Origin of the sequence: Lysobacter sp. TAB13, assembly GCF_052113885.1 — a bacterium.
Taxonomy (GTDB): domain Bacteria; phylum Pseudomonadota; class Gammaproteobacteria; order Xanthomonadales; family Xanthomonadaceae; genus Lysobacter; species Lysobacter gummosus.
The window spans coordinates 292127-312524 of record NZ_JBFRDR010000001.1; the positions used below are offsets into that span (position 1 = coordinate 292127).

Genomic DNA, 20398 nt, shown 5'->3' on the forward strand with positions numbered 1-20398 from the left:
TCGAGTCCTTGGTCGCCGCTTCATTGCAGCTGCCTAGTTACCGCTGTATCCCGTTTTTCGCCTGTCGTTCCGCTTGTCGTGCCGCCTGTTGCTTCAGGCCAGTTGCTTCACCCGCGCCGCCACCTCGCCTTCGCTGAGCCGGTCCTCTTCCAGATCCGCCAGCAGTCCGGCGATGGCGTCCAGGTCCGGCATGAAGCGACCCGGCAACAGCGGCGACGCAGCGGCCGGCGGCCCGCCGACCGCAGCGCGCACGTCCCCTTCTGAGAGAATCCAGCAGTGCATGCGCGCGAACGCGTAGGTCGGCAGATGGATCAGCTCGATCCGCTTCGCCGCATCCGCACCGGTATCGGCTCCGGCGACGCTCTGCCGGTAGCCCTGCTCGCGGATATCCGCGACCTGTTCCTGCAACAACGGATGCAGGTGCCGCGGCTTGTCGCTGCGGCGGGTCGGCGCGGCGTAGACGGTGTCCTGGGGCGCGATCCAGTACGCATCCTCGGAGAACGGATACGGCGGCAGCGCGATCGCCGCCGATGCACGCGCGCCCTGCAATCTGCGCCAATCCAGGGCCAGGCCCTTCACCCACAGTTCGCAGAGCTTCGAGGCATTGCCGTCGGCGATGCACTTGTCCACGACCACCGTCGCCATCGCGGCGTCCTCGCTCAGCAGGCGCACGCTTTCACGCCCCTGGCGGACGTGCGCGGCGAAGACGCCGTGCGGCAGCGGCTTGTTCGATCCCGCGCCATCGATGTAGGCCGTCAGCACGTCCACCACGTCGGCCATGCGCTGCGCGACGAAACACAGCCGCTCGTCCATCGCGTCGCGGTGGCTCTGCAGGCTGCGCGCCAGCGCCGCCAGATCGAGTCCGGGATCGGCGAGGACGAAATCGCGCAGGTCCCTCGCCTTCCTCAGCAGGTGCTCCGGCGTGCGCGCCGACAGCGGCACCACGAAGCCGGCTTCGGCGGGCATCGCCGGAGCGACCGGGAGCGCGGACGGCAAAGCGGCCTGCGGCACATATTCGGCCAGCACCAGATGGGCATTGGTGCCGCTGAAACCGAAGGAGCTGATCGCGGCGTGACGCGCGACGCCCGCGGGCGAAACCCAGTCACGCGCGGTCGTGTTGACGAAGAACGGGCTGCCGTCGAGATCGAGATGTTCGTTCGGCGTCTCGAAGTTCGCGCTGGGCGGGAGCGTGCGGTGCTGCAGCGACAGCAGCAGCTTGATGAAGCCGGACACGCCGGCAGCGGTCAGGCAATGGCCGATGTTGGTCTTCACCGAACCGATCGCGCAGTACTGCCTGCGATCGGTCGCCGGCAGGAAGGCGGACTTCAGTCCGTCGATCTCGATCGGGTCGCCGAGCTTGGTGCCCGTGCCGTGCGCTTCGATCAGTTCGATGCGCTCGGGATCGATATCGAACCGCTGGTAGACATCGCGGATCAGCCTCTGTTGCGATTCGGCGTTGGGCGCGGTGATGCCGTTGGTCCGGCCATCCTGGTTCACGCCCCACCCGCGCACCACGCCCAGGATGCGGTCGCCATCGCGTTCGGCGTCGGCGAGGCGCTTGAGCATGACCACGCCGACGCCTTCGCCCGGCACGAAACCGTTCGCGCGCTGGTCGAAGGTATAGCAGCGGCCGTCGGGCGACAGCATGCCGGCCTGCGAGGTCTTCAGGAACATGTCGGCATTGGCCATCACGTACACGCCGCCGGCGAAGGCGATGTCCGACGCGCCGGTGATCAGGCTGTCACAGGCCGTCGAGATCGCGACCAGCGACGACGAGCACGCCGTGTCGATGGACACGCACGGCCCCTGCAGATTCATGAAATACGACACGCGCGCGGCGAGGATCGAGGTGGCGCCGCCGGTGAAGCCGAGCGCATTGATCTGCTGTTCGCGCGACAGCAGGTTGTAGTCGCCGTAGGCGCAGCCCACGAAGACGCCGCACTTGCTGCCGGACAGCCGTTCCGCGGTGTAGCCGGCGTTTTCCATGCCGTGCCAGCACGACTGCAGGAAGATCCGCTGCTGCGGGTCCATCGTCTCCGCCTCGACCGGGGTCATGCCGAAGAACAGCGGGTCGAAGCGGTCGTGCCCTTCCAGTACGCCCATCCACTTCGAATTGCTCTGGCCCAGGCCGGGCTGGCCGTCGACGTAGTACGTGCCGGTATCCCAGCGCGAAAGCGGAATTTCGCTGATGCAGTTGCGGCCGCTGGCGATGTTGTCCCAGAAACTGTCGAGATCCTTCGCCATCGGGAAGCGGCCGGCCATGCCGATGACCGCGATCTCGGTGGCATGCAGGCCCAGCGGGCCGGTCGCGGCGTGCGGCAGCGCGTCGGGCGCGCCATCGCCGGGCTTGCGCCACGAGGTCAGCACAGGCCAGTCGAACAGCGACGCCATCGCAATGCCTGCGCGCGCGGCGGCCGGCGCCGTCGCGACGGACGCTGCGGGCGCCTGCTCCACACTGCGCTGCGCGAGCGTATCGCGGACGAAGCGGGCGAACTGTTCGACCGTCGGGTAGGTGTAGACGCGGGTCGCCTCGATGGCGGTGCCGTAGACCGAATTGATCGCACGAACCCAGGTGACGCCGGAAATCGAGTCGAGCCCGAGTTCGACGAAACCGCGATCCGCATCGATGCTCGCGGACTCTGCCCGCAGTTCCTGCGCCAGCAGATCGATGAGCGTGCGGCGCACCGCTCCCAGATCGACGCGCGCCTGCCCTGCTCCGCTTGATGCGACCGGCGCTGCCTCAGCGCGCACCACAGCGGTTTCCGTGGACGTCGTCGCGACGCCGGTCGCGTCGGCCGATCGCAGCTCTCCAACGTACTGGGCGAGCTTGTGCAGATTCGGATAGCTGTAGACCCGGGTCGCTTCGATCGCCAGGCCGAAGCGTTCGTTGATCCTGCGGATCCAGGCGACGCTGGAGATCGAGTCGAGCCCCAGATCGACGAACGGCATGCGCGGATCGATCTCGCTTTCGTCGATGCGCAGTTCTTCGGCCAGCAGGCCGCGGATCGCCGCCAGGGTGTCGCCGCTCGCGACAGCCGGGGATATGCGACGGGGCGCGATATCGGCGACCGCCTGCGGCATCGCAGCGCGCTGCGTCTGCGCGAAACGCCGTTCGATGCGGTCAAGCGCATCGGCCTGCCCCACCAGGGTGGCCTGGTGCATCTGCACTTCGCGCGCGAACAGCGCCTGCCACGCCTCGAAGCGCGGCGAAACGCGCGCCGCCTTCCAGGCCATCAGGTCGTCGCGCGCGTGCCGAGCCAGGCTGCGCGCGAGCGCCATCGCCGCGTTCACGACGCGGTCGCGCGGGAGTACGGTCAACCGCGGATTGCGGCGCGCCAGTTCCTCGCCCGCGATCTCGCGGCCGGTGAACAGGCTGTCGCGCGCCAGGTCGTAGCCGAGCCTGGCCGGCAGGATCCCGGTCGCGCCCGCGCCGGGCGTGAACCCGAAATTCATGTACGGGCTGACGTAGCGGCTTTCCTCGCTGAACAGCACGCTGTCGCAGAACAGGCCGAGCGTCCAGCCGGCGCCGATGCCGTGGCCTTGCATCGCCGCGATCACCGGCAGCGGACAGCGCATCGGCAACTGGAAGACATCCAGATCGGTGAAGCGGACCTTGCCTTCCTGGATCGCCTTCAGCCCGTCGCGGGTGCCGCCGGAGGAAAAGTAGGTGTCGTAACCGGTGAGCACGACGGCCTTGCATGCGGACGAAGCGCCGATGCGGTCGAAGACTTCCTGCAGGCCGGCGATCAGCGCATCGGAGAACATGTTGCGCGCGTCGCGATCTTCGAGACGGACCAGTACCACGCCGTCGGCATCGACGCTGGCGCGGACCACGGTCGAGGACAGGCCCAATTCGGTCGTCGTCGCGGCGGCCTGTGTCGTCACCTCGGCGCTGTTCGCATCGGCATCGCCGCAGTCGCGCGGCAGTTGTCGCAGCAGGTCGTCGATGAAGGTTTCGCCCGCATCTTCAGCCACCGCAGCCGTGGCTTGCGCGGCGAGTCCGGCATCGAACTCGCGGGCGAGATGTTCCTTGAGCAGGCGCAGCGCGCCGCCCGACTTGTCGGTCAGATGGGCGAGGAACGCATCGGCGGCATCGGCGAAACGTTCGCGGGACACCACGATGGCGCCCCAGCCGGCCGCCTGCAGTTCGCGGCCGCTGAGTGGACGCTCGCTGGCGGCAAGCTGCGACGCCAGCGGTTCGCCGAAGCGCGCGGCAAGCCACGCCATGTCCGGAGCGCGAACAACGACCGGATTCTCTCCGGGTGTCGCGAAACCGTAGTCCTGATCTTCGACGGCGACGACCGCATCGCAGGCGCAGGCGAACCGGAAGCCCGCCCCTAGCGCCTGTCCGGAAAGCAGCGCCACGGTCGGCGCGGGGAATGCGGCCAGCGTGCGCAGCAGCGACTGCATCGCATCGTCGTCGTGCGCGGCATCATCGCCCCGCAGGAAGACGCGCTCATCGCTTTCGATCAGCAGCGCTTTAAGCGAGGGCAGCGCGCGCGCATGCGCCAGCGCCTGCTGCAGCGCATCGACGAGTGCGGCGTCCAGACGCCCCGCCGGGGCCTGCAGACGCAGCGCGAACATGCCGTCGCCGCGATCGTGCAGCATCACCGATGCGGGCAATCCGGGATCGCGATGACTATGGTCGGCGTGAACATCCGCCGACAGCGCCAGCGAAGGTTTGTCCAGCGATGAGGTCTGCGATTCGGCGAACGCGAGTGCGGGCGCGGCCAGCGCAATCATGGCCGGCTTGGCGAGCGGTGCCTGCATCGCGAACGACGCCGCTTCCGCGGCCATCGCGACGGGAGCGATGCTGGCCGATGCCGGAACGCCGCCCCGGAACAGACGATCGGGCATGCGGATGGCCGGCGCCGCGGTCGGCACGTCCTCTTCGGCCACCGATGCGGGGGCGAGCAACTGCACCGCGATCGCGGTCGCAGGCCGCAATGTCAGCGCGGTGAACTCGATGCATACCGCGCCGTCGTCGGCGCAAAGCGCGATGTCGACGCACAGCGCATCGTCCTGCGCGCCGTGCGCGCGGATCCATGCATGGCGCGGTTGGCCGCGCGTAGGGTGGACGCGCATGCCCGCGAAACCGTCGGGCAGCAGCAGTGCATCGCGATCGGGGCGAAGCCATTGCGCGCAGAGCATCGCCGCTTCGACGATCGCCGGATCGATGGCGCAATCGGCGAACGCGGTGCGCGCCGGATCGGCAGGCGCGAAGGTCAGCCACAGCCCTTCGGGCGTGCGCTGGATCGCGGCGGCGACCTGATACAGGGCGTCGACTTCGATGCCGATCGCACGACCGGCCTGCAGGATCGCGGCCTGGTCGGCGAACAGCGGAGAAGCGCCGCGCGACAGTGCGGCGATGTCGATCATGGGCGCTTGCGCGCAGGCTTCGGCGAAGCCCTGGCAGAACACATGGCCATCGGCGGACACTTCGAACGCGGCGTGGTCAAGCGCGGGGCGCTGGCCTTGGCCGGGCGGCAGCACCGCGATCTCGACCTCCATCGACGCCGGCAACGCACGCGGGGCACCGAAACGCACGTCGCGCAACGCCCATGCCCCGCCCTGCGCAAGCGCGGCCCATCCGTCCGCGAGCGCGGCCCGGGCCGCTTCGAGCTGCACGCCCTGCGGCAGACGCGGATGACCCTCGATCCTCACTCCCCCGATCCGCGGATCGTCCGCGCGCAAGACGCTGAGATAGCGCTGCTGCCCGGGTTTTGAAGCGTTGCGGTGTACGAGCGAATGAATCGCCTGCGCCGTCGTCGCGCCGGTGTGCGCGTCGGTGGATTCCTCGCGCCGGTAACGCTCACGCGCGAACGGATAGACCGGCAGATGCATCCGTCCCGGCAGCGGTGCGCCGTGCAGTTTCGACCAGTCGAGGTCGAGGCCCTTGGTCCAGACATCGAGCAGCCGCGAAACCTTGCCGGCGACGAACCAGCCGTCGACGCTGGCCTGCAGGTCCCGGTCGACGGTGAACAGCGCGATGCTCTCGCGGTGGCGGCGCGACTGCGCGTAGTAGAGGTCGTCGACGAGCGCGCCGTCCTCGGGATTCTCGTCGGCGAGGAACACCGCGAGCCTGTCGATCAGCTCGGCGCGCGAATCCACGCGCATCGCCAAGCGCTCTTCCATCGCTTCGCGCCCGACCTGCAGGGTGTAGGCCAGGCCGTGCAGATCGATGCCGGCATCGGCTTCGACGAACGCCTTCAGCGCCGCGGCCTTCTGCCGCAGCTGCGGCAAGGTGCGCGCCGACAGCAGCAACGCGCAGGGCGTGGTTGAAACGGCTGGTTCGTCGCGGGCCGCGCGGGAAGCGCCGACATGGGCTTCCACGATCAGATGGGCATTGCCGCCGCCGGCGCCGAAGGAGGAAATACCCGCGATCAGCGGCGCTTGCCTGCCGTCGATCACCGGTGCGTTCCACGGCCGCAGGCTCTGATTGACCTCGAACGGCGTGGTCCCGAAATCGATATTGGGATTGAGCCGCTGCGAATGCAGCGACGGCGCGATCTGACGGTGACGCATCTGCAGGATGACCTTGGTCAGCCCGGCGATGCCCGCCGCCGATTCGCAGTGACCGATGTTCGACTTCGCCGAACCGATCAGGCAGAACCCGGTGTCCTGCGTGTATTCGCCGAACGCCTTGCCCAGCGCCGCGATCTCGATCGGATCGCCCAGCTTGGTGCCGGTGCCGTGGGCTTCGATGTAGCTGATGTGGCGCGCATCGACGCCGGCATCTTTCAGCGCATCGCAGATCACCGCGGCCTGCGCCCGCGGGTTCGGCACCGTGTAACCGTTGGTCTTGCCGCCGTGGTTCAGCGCGCTGCCGCGGATCACCGCATGGATCGCATCGCCGTCGCGCTCGGCGTCGGACAGACGCTTCAGCACCACCACGCCCACGCCTTCGCCGGGGATATAGCCGTCGCCGCCTTCGCCGAAACTCTGGCAATGGCCCGCGCTGGAAATGAACTGACCGGCGCTGAGCATGCCGTACTTGCCCGGATGCAGACTGAGGTTGACGCCGCCGGCCAGCGCCATGTCGGTGCGGCCCAGCTTCAGGTCCTGGCAGGCCAGATGGATCGCGGTCAGCGACGAGGAGCACATGGTGTCGAGCGTCATGCTCGGCCCATGCAGGTTGAGCGCGTACGACACCCGGTTGGCGATGCTGGCCAGGCTGCCTGAGCGGTTGTATTCGCCGTACATCACACCGGCGTAAACGCCCACCTGGCCGCCGCGGCAGGCCTGCAGCGCGGCGCGGGTATAGCCCGCGTCCTCGATCGCCATCCACGCGTGCTGCAGGAACACACGCTCCTGCGGGTCGATCTGTTCGGCGTCTCGCGGCGTGATGCTGAAGAAGCGAGGATCGAATTCGTCCGCGCCCTGGATGAATCCGCCCCAGCGGCTGCTGTGCTGTCCGGCGGCCAGCGCTTCGCCGCCGATGGGGTCGCGATAGTAGTCCTGCCAGCGCCAGCGGTCGGCGGGAATTTCGCGGATGCAGTCCACGCCCTGCGACAGGTTGCGCCAGTATTCGTCCAGATCCCAAGCGTCCGGATAACGGCCGCTGATGCCGACGATGGCGATGCTTTCGCTATGGGCCGATGGGCTGAGGATCGGTTCGCCGTCGATGGATGGCTTGTCGATGCGTTCCGTCGCGGCAGCGGTGTCGGCGCCGCGCATGTCGGCGTCGCTTCGCGTGGCAAACGCAACGGGCAGCGCCTCGGCCTGCGGCTGCGGCGCGATGGCGTCCGAGGTGCGACGCGCCGTGCCGAAGCGCTTGCCGGGCACCTGCGATCTCGCCACCGTTGCAGCTGCGGCCGTTGCAGCTATTGTCGTCGCGGATGGAACGGTCACGGTGTCCAAGGGCACGGCGCGCGGCGACAACATCGAAATCAGGCGATCGGTGTGCGTGGTGCAGAAATAGTCGTTGAGCTGCGCGATGGTCTGGTATTCGAACGCCAGCGTCTTCGGCAGCCTGCCGAAGATCGTTTCCAGGTGCGTCACCAGCTTCATCGCCAGGATCGAATCGATTCCGTACTGCTCCAACGGCGCCTGCGGCCGCAGCCGCGCGGCAGGAATCTTCAGCACCTGCGAGAACTGCCGGCACAGGTAGTCCAGGGCTTTCTCGCGCAAGGCGTCGTCCATGCCGACCGGCGTTGCATCGGCGACGCGGGCGGTCGCGCTGTCGCGCACAGTCCCGGCCGCGGAACCCGTCGCTTCGAGCAGCGCCCGCATCGCCGGCAATTGTCCTTCCATCACCAGCACACGCTCGCAGGCGAGCGCGAGGCCGTCGTACATCGCGCGCATCGCGGCGACGGTGGACAGCGGACGCATGCCGGTGTGGTCCAGCAGTCGCTCGCGGGTCGCAGCGTCCATGCTCATCCCACCGTCCTGCCACAGCGGCCAGTTCACCGACAGCGTGCGGCCATGGCGCTCGCCTCGCGCCGCCAGACGGTTGCGCTGCGCGGCGAACGCGTCCATGAACGCATTCGCCGCGGCGTAGTCGACCTGGCCGACGATGCCCCAGCAGGCCGCGAAGGACGAGCACAGCAGGATGAAATCCAGCGGCTGGTCGCGCGTGGCAAGATCGAGATTCGCCAACCCGGCGACCTTCGGCGCCAGCACCGAGGCGAACGTCTGCGGCGATTTGCGCAGGATGAAACCGTCGCGGAGGATGCCCGCGCAATGCACGATGCCGTGCAGCGGCTGGCCCTGCTCCCGCAGTTGGGCCACGAGGGCGTCGACGGCGCCGCGATCGGCCACGTCGAGCGCGACGTATTCGATCCGGTGCAGCGGCGTCGCCAGCGCATCCAGCGTGCGGCGCGCCTGCGGCGCGAGCGTCGAGCGCCCGGCCAGCACGATGCGCGCGGAGCGACACTGCGCGAGGATCTCGCGCGCGAACTGAAGACCGATGCCGCCGGCGCCGCCGGTGATCAGATAGCAGCCGCCTTCCTTGAACGCTACCGGCGCGGCGGACTGCGCCTGACCTTGCAGATGCTGTCCCAGTACGCGCCATCGCGAGACTTCGCGGCGCAGGCCGCCGGCGTCGCGCACATGGCGGACGGCCGCGCCGCGCGGCGCATCGGTGCAGGACTCCTCGTGCACGAGCTGCCGCAGTTCGGCGGCGCCGATATCGGCCGGCACCCTGATCACGCGTGCGACCAGGGCCGGCGTTTCCTCCATCGCCGTCCTGAACATGGCGTCGAAGCCGCAAGCGACCGCCTCATCGGCGATCCCTGTATCGGCAACGATCACCAGCGCGCGAACGCTGCGCGTCGCCGCCAGCATCGACTGGATCGCCGCGAGCCCCTGCAGCGCTGCATCGGTAAAGATCCCATCGGCGGTGGTGACATTCTCCGAGGGCGCGAACGCTTCGATCCGCGCGTGCTCATGCGTCGCCTTCAGGGACGCGGCCACCGCCGGATCGAGGCCCCAAACGAATATCTTGTCCACGAGCTGCGCCGGGGCCGACGTCGCCGGTGCAGCGCCCCATTCGGGCGTCGCGAGCAGGACGCCCTGCGCGGCGTCGGACATCTGCCGTTTCAAGGCCTTGATCCGTACCAGCGCTTCGGCCTGCGCGAGCCGGCCTTCGGCGACCGCGCGATAGATGGACAGCAGCGAATCCTTCATGACGGCAACCCGAGTTCGGCGGCGTCTTCGGCGGACACGTCCTTTCTGGCGAGGCTTTCCAGCAGCTCCCGATAGAAGGTTTCGTCGAACATCTGCGCTTCATCCGACTCGCGTGATTGCTGCGTGCGCGCTCCGTGGATGCCTGCCTCATCCATTGACGCTTCGTCGTACATCAAGGTCGCGTCCGCCATCCGTGCCTCATTAAACATTCGTGCGTCATCCGGCAATCCCGTCGCATCCAGCATCCCTGCTCCGTCGAAACCCCGTGCGCCATCCACCGCCCGCCAGCCGAAACCGCGCATCTCGACGCAAAGCGCGCCGTCCGTGCCGAAGATGGAGACATCGCAGCTCTCCACGGCGGCATGGCCGTCGCTGCCGTCGATGGCGCCCGCAGCGGGTGCCAGCACGACGACTACTTCCGTCGGGCACGGTGCGTGCAGCGTCAGCGAGCGCAGCGCGAACGGCACCGACGGCGCTTGCGGCAGCGCCTGCAGCGACGGCAGGAAGCCGACGCATGCCTGCAACGCGGAGTCCATGATTCCCGGAGGCATGCGGTAGGCGTCGCCGGCCACGGCGGGTAGCGCGACGTCCGCCACCAGCTTTCCGTCCACCCGCGAAATCGCGCGGATGCCGCGATGCGCGGGGCCGTAATGCAGTCCCATCCGGGCGAAAGCGGCGTAGACCTCATCGCCGTTCCATCGCTCGCCGCGCTGTGCCGACGCCAGCAGCCCGGCGTCCGCCATGCGCTCGCCGGCCGCATCGACGAAGCGCGCCTCGCCCTGGCAGTGGAGGACACGAGCGTCGCCCGAACCGCTGGCGATCTCGAAAACGATCACGCCGTCGTCCTCGACGCCGAGTTCGATCTCCACGGCCATCGGCCCGTCGACCACGATCGGCCGCCACCAGACCACATCGCGAAGCGTTAATCGTCCGTGCGATCCCGATGACAATGCAGCGCGCCCGGACGCCGTATCCGCGAAGGCATCCGGCAGCGCATCGGCGATCGCCGCCGCCGCCATTTCCAGATACGCGACGCCGGGAAGCACATGCTCCACCCGTCCCTCGCGCAAACGCACTCGGTGGTCGCGCAGGAAACTCTCGCTGCCGTCGAACGTGGACCGATAGCGCTGCTGGCGCAGGGTCGACGCGTTGACGTGCAGCAGTGGGTGGATCGTCGCCACCGCGCCTTCGGCGCGCTGCGCCACCGCCGCGGTGTCGTCTTCCAGCCAGTAGTGCTCTCGCGCGAACGGATACAACGGCAGTTCGACGCGCCGCGGACCATGGCCGGCTTGCGCCGGATAGAGTTTCGCCCACGGAAGATCGACACCGTCGACCCACAGCTCGGCGAGTTTGTCGAGTTTTCCTTCGCGCAGGCAGGTATCGATCAGCACCGCCTTCAGCTCGGCGTCCTGGCCGATGAAGGCCAGTTTGCCGGCCCGCGACAGGCTGCTGCCGACGTGCATGTCCGCGGGTGTTCGCTCCGCGGCGAACGCACGCAGCCGCGCTTCGAGTTCGGCCAGCGAATGCGCGACCAGCGCGCAGCGTTCCTCCATCGCTTCTCTGCCCACCTGCAGCGTATAGGCGATGTCGTGCAGCGAAGGCGCGGCCTGCGCGTCGTCGCCGTCGGTGCGCGCGGCGAGTCCATCGGCCAGCGCGTCCGCCAGCGACTGCGCGCGCTGCCGCAGCTGCTCGGGGGTTTTGGCCGACAACGGAATCAGCGCCGCACGCGCAGAGGCAGCCTCGTGCTCAGCGGCGCGGCTCGTATCGCGCGTCGGCGCCGCTTCCAGCACCAGATGCGCATTGGTGCCGCTGAAGCCGAAGGAGCTGATTACCGCCGAACGTCCGCCTTTCGCGTTCTCGGGCCACGTCTTCAGTGCGGTGTTGACCACGAACGGGCTGTCGGACAGGTCGATGTGCGGATTGAGGCGTTCGAAGCTCGCCGCCGGCGGAAGTTGGCGATGCTTCAGCGCCAGCACCAGCTTGAGCGCGCCGGCGACGCCGGCGGCGTAGAGGGCGTGGCCGATGTTGCCCTTCACCGAGCCCAACGCGCAGTAGCCGGTTTTACCGGTGTAATGGCGGAAGGCCTGGGTGAGGCCTTCCACTTCGATGGGATCGCCCAGCTTGGTGCCGGTGCCGTGCGCTTCGATCAGCTGGATGTCTTCCGGATCGATCCCGAAGCGGTCGTAGACCGCGCGCATCAGGCGCGTCTGCGACACCGGGTTCGGCGCGGTGATGCCGTTGGTCTTGCCGTCCTGGTTGACGCCCCAGCCGCGGATCACCGCGTGGACGATGTCGCCTTCGCGCTCGGCGTCGGCGAGGCGCTTGAGCATCAGCGCTCCCACGCCTTCACTGGGCACGAAGCCGTTCGCGCGGTGATCGAAGGCGAAGCAGCGGCCGTCGGTGGACAGCATGCCGGACTGACCGGTCTTGACGTGCATCGTCGGGCCCGCCATCACCGCCACGCCGCCGGCGAGCGCGAGGTCGCAGTTGTTCGCGACCAGACTGTCGCAGGCGTTGGCGATCGCGACCAGCGAGGATGAGCACGCGGTATCGATCGACAGGCACGGCCCCTGCAGGTTGAGGAAGTAGGCGATGCGCGCGGCGAGGATCGACATCGCAGCGCCGGTGAAGCCCTGGCTGCTGAGCTGGTGCTCGCGCGAACGCTGGTGGTAGTCGGTCGCGCCGCAACCGACGAACACGCCGCAGCGGCTGCCCGACAGGCTGCGCGGGTCGATCGCGGCGTTCTCGATCGCGTGCCAGCAGTTCTGCAGCATCAGCCGCTGCTGCGGGTCCATGCTCTCGGCTTCGGTCGGCGAAATGTTGAAGAACAGCGGATCGAACGCGCCGCAGTCGTCCAGCACGCCCATCCAGCGGCTGTTGGTGGTGCCGGGAATCGAGATGTCTTCGCTGAAGTAGCGTTCGATGTCCCAGCGCTGCGGCGGCACGGTATCGATGCAGTCCTTGCCGCCGGCGATGTTGCGCCAGAACGCGTCGAGGTCGCCGGCGCGCGGGAACTGGCCGGCCATGCCGATGACGGCGATGGCGCCGGTGCCCGTGACCGGGCGCGCGGCCTTGTTGCGCCACGAGGCCAGGGTGCGCGCCGATCGTGCGGCCGGGCGCGCGCGCTCAGCGAGCGGTTTGGCATCGACCGGCCTGTCGTTGACGTGTTCCGACGGCGCCCAGGACGGCTGCGCCTGCATCGCACGCGCCGGCAGCAGGCCGGCGAGAAAGCGCGCGAACTCGGCCAGGGTCGGATAGCTGTAGACCTTGGTCGCTTCGATGCGGGTGCCGTAGGCGGCGTTGATCCTGCGGACCCAGGTCACCCCGGTGATCGAATCCAGGCCGAGGTCGACGAACTGCCGGTGCGCGTCGATCTCCTCCTCCGGCATGTGCAGTTCCTGCGCAAGCGTGTGCCGGAGCGCGGCGGAGAGATCCGCCTCCGCGGCGGCGGCATCCGTCGCGACGGGCTTGGTCGCCACGGTCGTGGTCGCCATCGGCAATGCAATCGGCGATGACGCGCGTTGCGCGGCGGCGGGCGCCGGCTTGGCGGCATCGGCGGCGAACTGCGTCCCCACCGCGCCCCGCAGCGCGATGCGCTGAATGACGAAATCGCAGAACTGGCGCAGCGTCGGATGGGCGTAGACCTTGGTCGCCTCGATGCCAGTGCCGTAAGCGGCGTTGATTTTTCGGACCCAGGTCACCCCGGTGATCGAATCCAGGCCGAGGTCGACGAACTGCGTGTCCTCGTCGATCTGGGTCGCATCCATCTGCAGCTCGGTCGCGAGCATGTCCTTCAGGACATGCGCGATCTCTTGCGGCGCTGCGGCCGCCTGCGCCGTCGCCGACACGGGAGAGGCGTCTTCTTCGCCCTGGAAATGCTGCATCACGCCCTGCAGCGCGTGCGCCTTGCCGACGAAACTTTGCGCGTGCATCGCCAGTTCGCGCGTGTAGGTGTCCTCGATCGCGGCCAGGCCGGGGTCGGCGAAATACCGCTTCAGCGCGCGCACGTCGGCGGGCGCCCGCGCCGCGATCGCGTTCGCCAGCGCCAGCGCATGCGGCAGCACCTCCACGCGCGGCACGCAGGCGTGCGGCAATCCTTTCGCGCGCAGCTCGCTGCCGCTGTGCTCGACTGCGGTGAACAGGGTCTGCCGGGCGAGGTCGGAGCCGAGCGTGGCCGGGAAGATCAGCGTCGATCCCGCGCCCGGCGTGAAGCCGTATTGCATGTACGGGCTGATGTAGCGGCTTTCGGCGCTGAACACGCACAGGTCGGCGAACATGCCCAGGCTCCAGCCGCCGCCGATCGCGTGACCCTGCATGGCGGCGACGACCGGCACGCTGCAACTCATCGGCAGCTGGTAGATCTTCGTGTCGGTGAACTTGGCGCTGCCCTGCTGGATCGCCAGCAGACTGTCGCGGGTGCCGCCGCAAGCGAAATAGGTGTCGTAACCGCAGAGCACGACGGCGCGGTAATCGCCCGAGGCTTCGATGTGAGCGAAGACCTCTTCCAGCCCGCGGACTAGTGAGGGCGAGAACATGTTCTTCGCCTCGCGATCGACCATGCGCACGACCAGCACGCCGTTGTCGCGTAGTTCGGTCTCGATGGCGGGGAATTCGGGCATGGGCCGCCGCGCCGCGACCGGGCCGGCGGCGTCCGTGGCCGCGTCGGATACGGCAAAAGTATCTGCAAGCCTGGCCGAAACGGCGGCGCGGCGGCGCGCACGCAGCGCGGGTGCGCGCAGCGGAAACGCAGCGGCCAGCGCCCACGCATGCGCCAGCACGTCGGACGCATCGCCACGCACGACCGCCGCCGCGGACGCCAGTTCGGCCCCGGCGACCGCCGCCGGCTCGAACAGACAACGCTTCGCGCGATTGGCGCCCAGGCGATGGGCGAACAACACCGCTGCCCGTCGCAGCAGCGAGGGGTGACGCCACAGCGCATCCGTCGAATAGCGCGCGCGTTCGGCGTGGACGCAGGCGTCCGCGCTCAATCCCAGCAGCCAGCCGGCGCCATCGGCGTTACCTTCGAAGGCGACGACGACCGGCGACGGGTACTCGCACAGAACCTGCTGAAGCGCCGCCAGTTCGGAATCGACCCGCTGCGCTTCGGCGGCCTCGCCGATGGCGGGCAAAAACCCGTCGAGATCGCTGCGCAGCACGACCGAAGCGCCGCCGGCGTGCTTCGCCAGTTCGGCCAGCGTCGCGCGCAGATCGCGCAACACAGTGGCCGCGGTGGTGTCGCCGGCACTGTCGGTCAAGCGCACCGAAACGGCCGCATCGGACAGGTAGCCGACCGTGATTCCCGGCCGCGTCTGCGGCAGTGCAACGGGTAACGTCGCGGAAGCTGGCGCATCGGATGCGTCCGCGGTCGGCCGATCACCAGGGCCCAGGCGCGATACGCAGCCCTGCAGCGCGGCGGCCATGTGCGTCTTCAGCAGGCGCAGCGATTCCCGCGGCTTGATCGCGATGCACTGCGCAAGCGACAACGCCGCGGCCATCGTGTCCTCGCGCGCGACGACAAGAACCGTCCACCCCTTCTGCGCCAGCTCACGCCCGCTCAGAGCGCCGCTGACGCAGAGCAGATCCTCTGCCCAGGCCTCGCCGAAGCGGGCCGCCAGCAGCGCGGCCTCCGCGGCCGTGGGTTGCGCGCCGCCCTGCGGATCGGAAAAGCCGTAGCGCGATTCGCGCCCGCAGACCATGAAATCGCAGAGCGCGCCAAGCAGGAAGCCGGAGCCGTCGGCACCGCCGCTCAGCACCGCGAGGGTCGGCAGCGGGAACTCGACCACGGCGCGATACAGCCCGGCCGCGATGGCGTCGTCGAGCACATCCGCGCTGCCGTGCAGCAGATCGGTTTGAGCGCTGACGAACATCACCAGCCGGGTGTCCTCGCGCTCACGCAGATGTTCGAGCGCCAGCAGCAATTGCGCGATGACCGCGCGATCCAGCACGGGTTGCAGCAGGACTATGGAGAACACACCGCTGCCATGCCCGCGCAATTCGACGCAAGCCGGCGGCGCATCCGCACCGGGGTCCGCACCAAGATCGGCGTCCGGCGATGGCAACGCGATCCGGGATGTGGCGGGCCGCAGTGCCGGCACGGCATCGATCTCGCCGACCTCGCGCAATCGCATGGCATTGGGCTTAGCCGTGACCGCGCCGGCGCGCGCGTGCGCGCCCGGGGACGCCGCGGGCGGCAGGAAGACGATGCGCGTGCCGGTCGCGGACAAGGTCGGCGTCGGCGCGGCGGTTTCCGTAAGCGCAGCCGCGGCGGTTTGAATCACACTGTCCTGGGCCGACGGCAGTGCGGACACGTCGTCGAACGCGCGCGTCCACTCCAGATGCAGGCCGTCCGCACGCAGGCAGGGCTTGCCGTGCGCGTCGTACAGCGCGATGTCGCAGCGCCCGGAATCGTCGTCGCGATGGCTGAGGACGAGATAGGCCGGACGCTCGCCGCCGGACCACAGGCGTACCGTCTGCACCGCGCGCATCGAGACATCGGACGGCACGGCGGGCGTCTGCCCGAGTTCGTCCAACAGCCAGGCGGCGGCGAGCGGCACGGATGCGAGCACATCGGGAGACAGCGTCCACGGCTCGGCGCCAGCGGTTTCGGCGGCTAACTCGAGCACCACCTCGCGGCCCGTACGCGCGAGGCGGTGCGCGGGCAGACCATGGTCGTGGACGGCATTGGCCGGGACGGCGTGCGCGAGGCGTGCGATCAGGGCCGCCACATCCGCCCCACCCTGCGCGTCCGGCGCCGTGAACGACGCACGGCCCTGGCAATGCACGCGCTCCAGGCCGTCTCGAATCGCGTAGATCTCGAAGCCCAGCGCATCGTCGGTGTCGGGCAGCAGCGCGATGTGCAGCTCGCAGCCGTCCTCGACGAGGATCGCATCGTCGGCAACGACGTCCTCGAAGCGCAATTCGCGCGCGGCGACATCGTCGGGATACGCCGCGGCGATCGCCGCACGCGCCATTTCCAGGCATAGCAGCGCCGGCAAGCGCCGACGGCCGGCGGCGCCCTGCGTCAGGAAGCGCTCATCGCCCTTCAACCTGATGCTGTAGGCCGGGCCGCGCAAGGTCGAGGTATTTGCCTGCAGCAGCGGATGGGCCGCCGCGACCGTCCGCGCGTCGCCCAGCGTGCGTTGCGGTTCGATCCAGTGGCGATCACGTGCGAAGGGATACGTCGGCAGCGGGATGCGTCTGGCGCGCACACCGGCATGCAGCCGCGTCCAGTCCATCTCGACACCCTTGACCCAGTGCTCAGCGATCCGCGCCAGATCCCGCTGGACCAGCCAGCCGTCCCGGCGCTCGGCGAATGCCGGATCGGCTTTGCAGGCAGCGAGGAATTCCTTGTGCTTGCGCACACCGTCCCGGTACGGCCCGGGGCCGGGATGCGTGGCCTGCGACAGCGCCTGCAGCTGACGGCGCAAGTCGTCCAACGACATTGCGACGAAGGCGATGCGTTCGTCCATCGCCTCGCGCCCGACCTGCAAGGTGTAGGCGATGTCGCGCAGGGCGTCGGCGGCGGCGTCGCGTTGCAGAAAGCCGAGCAGGCGCGCGATTTTCCACTGCAACTGCTCGGGCGTGCGCGCCGACAAGGGCACCACGCAGGCGCCGTCGTTGTCGCGTTGCCGGAGGCCGTCGGCGTCGACCGGCGCCGATGGCGGCTCTTGCAACACCACATGCGCGTTGGCCCCTCCGGCGCCGAAGGACGAGATGCCGGCGATGCGTGGAACCTCGCGAGCCGCGGCGGTTTCGCCCAGCACCGGCCGGAGCCAGGGCGCCAGGGTGCGCTGCAGGCGGAACGGCGTCGTCGAGAAATCGATCTCGTCGTTGACTTCCTCCGCATGCAGGGTCGGCACCAGTTGCCCATGCCGGAACTGCAACAACACCTTGGTCAGGGCCGCGATGCCGGCGGCCGACTCACAGTGACCGATATTGGATTTCAACGAGCCGATGGCGCAGTGCTGGCGCTGCGCGCCGGCATCGGCCGGCGCGCGGCGGCTGGCGCGGAAGGCGCGGGTGAGGCCGGCGACTTCGATCGGATCGCCAAGCGCGGTGCCGGTGCCGTGGGCCTCGATGTAGCTCACCTCGGCCGAATCGATGTCGGCGCGGGCCAACGCGGACGACACCACCTGCGCCTGCGCGGCTGGATTGGGCACCGTGTAGCCGTGGGTGCGGCCGCCGGTGTTCAGCGCGCTGCCCTTGATCACCGCGTAGACGTTGTCGCCGTCGCGCAGGGCATGGTCCAGCGGCTTGAGCACCACCGCGCCGACGCCTTCGGCATCGACGAAGCCGTCGGCGTTGCGGCCGAACGAGCGACACTGCGCCCCTTCCGACAGCATCCCCAGAGCGGTGAGTTCCAGCATGTGCTGCGGATCGACGATCAGACTGACGCCGCCGGCGATCGCGGCCTCGCACATGCCGCTGTACAGGCTGTCCAAGGCGAGATGGATCGCCGTGAGCGAGGAAGAGCAGGCGCTGTCCACCGCGAAGGACGGGCCGGAGAAATCGAACAGGAACGAGACCCGGTTGGCGATCGAGTAGAACAGCGGCTGCACGGTGTAGCGCGAATTCATCGCCCCGACGAACACGCCGACCTTGCCGCCGGCGGCCAGCGTCGCGGGCGTGTAGCCGCTGTCCTCGATCGCGTGATAACTGGTTTCCAGGAACAGGCGTTCCTGCGGATCGATCTTCTTCGCTTCCTTCGGCGCGATCCGGAAGAACAGCGGATCGAACTTGTCGATGTCGTCGAGGAAACCGCCCCAGCGGGTGCAGCTTTTGCCGGGCTGGCCCTTCTGCGCATCGTAGTAGTCCTGCCAGCGCCAACGGTCGGCGGGGACTTCGCTCGCGCAGCTGCGCCCGGACGCCAGGTTGTCCCAGAACGATTCGAGATCGGGCGCCTGCGGGTAGCGGCCGCTGACGCCGATGATGGCGACATCGAAGCGCACACCGCGCTGCGCAGATGCGTCGACCGCAGGCGTTGCGTCCGCTGCGGGGCTTATCGGCGGCGCAGGCGGCGCGTCGCTGCGCGGCGCCAGCCGGCGGCGGCCGGAGCGGTCCAGCACTTTGCCCGGCGCGCGCGCGGCGGGCGCCGACACGGCCGGCACGTGCGTCGATGCAGGTGCAGCCGTAGCGGAGGCCGGCGCCGCAGCCGCCTGCACGGTCGCTGCGTGCGCGAAAACCGCGTGCATGGCGGTTGCCCGATCGTGTTCCAGGAAATGCGCGACCAGGCCGTCGATGCTATGCACTTCGAAAAACAGCGTGCTGCGCGTGCCGGGAAAAAGCTTGCGGAAATGCGTGGTCAGATGCACGACCAGAATGCTGTCCAGGCCGTAGTGTTCGAGCGGCTTGTGGGTTTCGATCTCGCCCACCTCCATCCGCAGCGCGCCTGCGATCATCTCCCGGAACAGCAGCGCGCAGGCCGCGCGCAGTGCGGCATCGTCGGTCGCGACCAGCGTAGAAGTGCTGGCCGACAGCGATGCCGTCGCGGGCACCGACGTCGTCGTCGCGGAGGCCATCTCAAGCGCCGCGGACGAAGACGGTGCGGCGACCGGCGCGCCGCTGCAAAGCGCTGGCTTCGCGGGCGCGGCCGTCATGGATGCAGCAGGCGGCACAAGTCGCTGGCGAACCACGCCGTCGCTTCTCGCCGTCAGGACCAACTGGCCCAGCCCATGATCGGCATGAGCCGGGAAGCGGATATCGAGGAAGCGCTCAGCCTTCAGCAGCGATTCCCACTGCGTCGGGGACAGGCACGGGCTACCTGGCAGGCGCAGCTTCTCGTCCTCGTACAGCCACCAGCCATCGAGCAGGCCGAAGGTGAAATGCGTCTGCCACGACCACGCGCTGATCTCGTTGACCAACAGCATGCCGCCGCGCTTGAGCAGCGCCTTGGCGTTGCGCACCGTCTGCCGCATGTCGGACGTGGCGTGCAGCACGTTGGTCGCGATCACCGCGTCGTAGCGGTTGCCCTGGATCGACTGCAGCGAAAGCGGTTTGCCCACATCGAAGATCGCGGTGCGCAGCGCCGGGAACTCCGGTTGGTAGGCCTCTTGCGCATGCAGCAGGAAGGCCTTGGACAGGTCGGTGTAGCAATACTCTTCGACCAGGTCGCCGAAACCGCGCAGCATCGGCAGCAGTCCCGCGGTGGTGCCGCCGGTGCCGGCACCGATTTCCAGCAGGCGCAGGCCGCGCTCGCCGCGCGCGGCTCTGGCGGCGAATTCCTCACGCAGGTTGTCGCCAAGCACGCGATTGAAGTGATCGGCGATCAGGTTGTGCTTGTAGATGCCCTCGACCAGATGCATCGACGAATCGGGGAACACCACATCGGTGGCGGGCAGAGCTCCCGTCAGGATTTCGGGCAGCCTGCGCAGGCAGGCTTCGATCAGGGCGAGATAGGCGCGATGGTTGGCGTTCTCGCACCAGCCCGGCATCGCCGCATCCCAACGCGGCCACAGCGCGTCGGCGGCTTCGTCGGTGAGAAAACGGCAATGCCCCGTCAGCGGATTGACGGCGACAAGCTTGTGCGCTTGCAGATGAAGCAGCTGCGCATCCAGCCAGCGGCGGTGCGAGGGGCGCAGCATGGCGAAGCGTTCGGCCGGCGCGTATTCGCCCTGCGCATCGGCGAACAGCGCACGCACCTGGGCCGCCACGATCGCGGTGGCCAGGCGCTCGGCATCGGCCGGAAGCCGGGCGGCTTCCAGCTCGGAAGCGGAGATATGCGGCGGCACGTGACTTCCCGTTGGAGTCTTGTCCGATGCGTTCTTGCGCATTA

General features: G+C 68.8%; 2 protein-coding genes. Both read right to left on the bottom strand.

Features of this window, described 5'->3' with window-relative positions:
- Positions 1-93: 93 nt before the first annotated feature.
- On the bottom strand, positions 94-9627 hold the full coding sequence (locus AB4Y92_RS01025; RefSeq protein ID WP_441817953.1) for an SDR family NAD(P)-dependent oxidoreductase: 9534 nt from the start codon (positions 9625-9627) through the stop codon (positions 94-96).
- The gene (locus AB4Y92_RS01030) at positions 9624-20396 is read right to left on the bottom strand and encodes a beta-ketoacyl synthase N-terminal-like domain-containing protein (protein WP_441817954.1); all 10773 of its coding nucleotides are present in this window, start codon (positions 20394-20396) and stop codon (positions 9624-9626) included. The genes AB4Y92_RS01025 and AB4Y92_RS01030 overlap by 4 nt, the downstream gene beginning before the upstream one ends.
- Positions 20397-20398: the final 2 nt, after the last annotated feature.

Bases quoted from the DNA above. Each gene is read 5' to 3' on its own strand.
- AB4Y92_RS01030 (WP_441817954.1), bottom strand. From the start codon at position 20,396: ATGCGCAAGAACGCATCGGACAAGACTCCAACGGGAAGTCACGTGCCG.
- AB4Y92_RS01025 (WP_441817953.1), bottom strand. From the start codon at position 9,627: ATGAAGGATTCGCTGCTGTCCATCTATCGCGCGGTCGCCGAAGGCCGG.